The organism is Rhizobacter sp. P3_B12 (assembly GCF_056402895.1).
In genome coordinates, this window is sequence record NZ_JBFUGN010000745.1 from 1 (window position 1) to 3,137 (window position 3,137).

The 3,137-nt window shown below is 74.7% G+C and carries 1 protein-coding gene; it reads right to left on the reverse strand.

Going from position 1 to position 3,137, the window contains the following annotated elements; all coding sequences use genetic code 11:
• Window positions 1-3,137: zinc-binding dehydrogenase (locus AC1D01_RS27315; protein WP_477871980.1), on the reverse strand; the 3,137-nt coding region annotated here is incomplete at both ends.

The following is a 3,137-nucleotide window of genomic DNA, read 5'->3' on the forward strand; positions in this document are numbered from 1 at the left end:
CGTCGAGCGTGGCCTGCGCCGCCGGCGACGGCGCACGCCGGCCGACCAGCACCAGGTGCCTGGCGCCGCGCTCGACCAGCCGGCCGGCCGTCAGCAGCCCGAGGCCCGACAACCCTCCCGTGACGAGGTAGACGCCGCGCGGCGTCAGCGATTGCAGCGAGGCCTGCAGCGCATCGTGCTGCGTCAGCACGACCTTGCCGGTGTGCCGCGCCTGCGCCATGAAGCGGAAGGCCTCGCCGCCGCGCTGCAGCGGGAACGCATGCAGCGGCAGCGGCTTCAGCTCGCCGCGCTGCACCGCGGCCATCACCTCGGCGAACAGCGCCTGCGCCGCGGCCGGGTCCTGGTAGCGCTGCGCGTTCAGGTCGATCGCGTGGTAGCGCGCCAGCGGGCGCAGCTCGCGGAACTGCGACCCGCTCCAGATGTCGCGCTTGCCGATCTCCAGGAAGCGGCCCTGCGCCGACAGGCTGCGCACGCTGGCCGGGATGAACTCGCCGGCCAGCGAGTTCAGCACCAGGTCGACGCCACGGCCTTCGGTGAGCTGCGCGATCTCGACCTCGAAATCGAGCGTGCGCGAGTTCAGCACATGGGTGGCGCCGTGCGCGCGCAGCAGTGCGCGCTTCGCCTCATTGCCGGCCGTCGCGAACACCGTCGCGCCGGCGCGCAGCGCGATCTGCAGCGCCGCCATGCCGACGCCACCGGCAGCCGCGTGGATCAGCACCGTCATGCCGGCGCGGATGCCCCCCAGCACGTGCAGCGCATGCCAGGCGGTCATCAGCGCGAACGGCAGCGTCGCGCCCTCCGCATAGCCGATGCCGGGCGGCAGCGGCGCCACGTGCTGCACGCCCGTCGTCACGTAGGTGGCGAAGCAGGCCTCGCCGGTCGCGACCACCGCATCGCCGATCGCGAAACCCTCGACGCCTTCGCCGAGCGCGACGATGGTGCCGCTGCATTCACCGCCCAGCGGCTCCGGGTCGGCGCGCAGCGCGACGGCGTTCATGATGTCGCGGAAGTTCAGGCCGGCCGCGCGCACGCGGATCTCGACCTCGCCGGGGTCGGGCGCACGGCGGCTCATCGGCATGAGCGGCATCTCGTCGAACACGCCGCTCGCGGCCTTCTCGAGCCGCACCGGCACCGGATCGAACGGCTCGGCRCTGCCGTGCACCAGCCGCGCGACGAAGGCCTTGTCGCCGCGCAGCGCGCGCTGCGGCTCGTCGCCATCGGCGCAGAGGGCCTGCCACAACGCGCCCGCGTCATCGTGGCCGTCGAGGTCGATACGCGTCGTGCGCAGCTCCGGGTGTTCGAGCGCGACGACCTTCGCGAAGCCCCACACCGGCGCCTGCAGCGGGTTCGGCGTGTCGCCGTCGACGACCGGTTGCGCATCACGCGTCGCGATCCACAGCCGCGGCGTCGTGCCGGCCGCGAACGACTGCGCACCGAGCGCCTGCACCAGCTTGAGCAGCGAGCCGAGGCTCGCGCGCTGCGTGTCGATCAGCGAAGCGGCGGACCGCCCATCGGGCGCCGCGAGTTCGAGCGCGCCGAGGTGGACGATGCCGCGCAGGTGGCGGCCGGCGAGCAGGCCGGCCGGCTCGGCATYGGCCGGCGCGATCACCACCTCGTGGCCATCGGCACGCATGCGCGCCGCCAGCGCCTCCCCAACGCCGCCGCGGTCGCCGACCAGCAGCCAGCTCGACGCCGGCAGCGCATCCACCGCCTGCACCGGTCGCCGCGCGGCCAGCAGCACCTCGCGTGAATTCGGCTGCGGCGCATCGATCGCCGCGGCCTCGAAGCCGAGTTCGTCGAGCAGCGCCAGCCAGCGTCCGCGCGACAGCAGCGGGTAGGCCGGCCGCAGCGCGCTGTCGGTGAAGCGCCACCAGCCGTCGGTGAGCCCGAAGGTGATGTCGATCCAGCGCTCCATGCCGGCCACTTCGAGCATCAGCAGCGTGCCGCCGGGCGCGAGCACCTGGCGGACCTGGCCCAGCGTGCGCGCCAGGTCGGCCGTCGCGTGGATCACGTTGGCGGCGATCACGATGTCGAAGTGCTGCCCGGCCAGCTGCGCCGCCAGCGAGCCCTCCAGGTCCAGCGGCTGGAAGCGCATGAACGGGTGCACGCCGAAGCGCTCGCGGGCGCGGGCCACCATCAGCGGGCCGATGTCGGTGAACAGGTAGTCGCAGCGGTCGGCCGGCAGCATCGGGGCGACCCACGCGGTGGTGCCGCCGGTGCCGCCGCCCACTTCGAGGATGCGCAGCCGCTGCCCGGCCGGCAGCCGCGCGAGGGCGGCGCGCACGGTCTCGCGCAGCAGCTGGTTGTAGGCCTTGGCCTCGGGCGCATCGCGGTACAGCGCCTCGGCCAGCTCGGCCGAGCCGTTCGGGAACAGCTGGTGCAGCGGGTCGGCGCGGCCGGCCAGGATGTCGGCCAGCACCGCGCCGCAGTTCGCGGTCAGCATGATGCGCGGGCGCGAAGCCGGGTGGCATTGCACCAGCGGCGCGACGCGCTGCGCCGGGTCGGGCACCGGGTGCCAGTTCGCGACCGTGAACGCATCGCCGTCGTGGCGCAGCCAGCCGTCCTCGGCCAGGATCGCGAGCAGCCGCGGCAGCAGCCGGTGGTAGCGCGGCGCGAGGTTCAGCGCGGCCGCCAACTCGGCGCTGTTCACGCGTTCGCCGGTGGCCGGCGACCAGCCGAGTTCGACGAGGGCGCGCGCGATCCACGCCGCGCTCATCGCCTCGAGCGCGACGAAGGCCTGCTGGTAGTCGGCCAGGTCGTGCTCGCGCGACAGGTCGTCCAGGCGCGGCCCGGCCTGCGCGGCGAGTTCGGCCGGCACCGGCAGCCAGCGGGCGTCCGGCACCGGCTCCCACGCGATGCGGTAGACCGGCTCGCTCGCGGCCGCGCTCGCCGGCGCCGGGGCGGCGCGCAGCGCGATGCCATGCATCGTCGCGACGGTGCCGTGCGTGTCGAACAGCACCAGCTCGGCCTTCAGCGTGTCGGCGCTGCCGCCGGGCGTGATGCGCACGTGGCTGCTGAGCCGCTCGCCATGCGGGCGGTGCACCGCCAGGCGGCCGATCGCGAGCGGCAGGTACGCACGGCCGGCAGCGGCCTGCGCCGGCAGCGCGGCGGCCATCACCTGCAGCGCGGCATCGAGC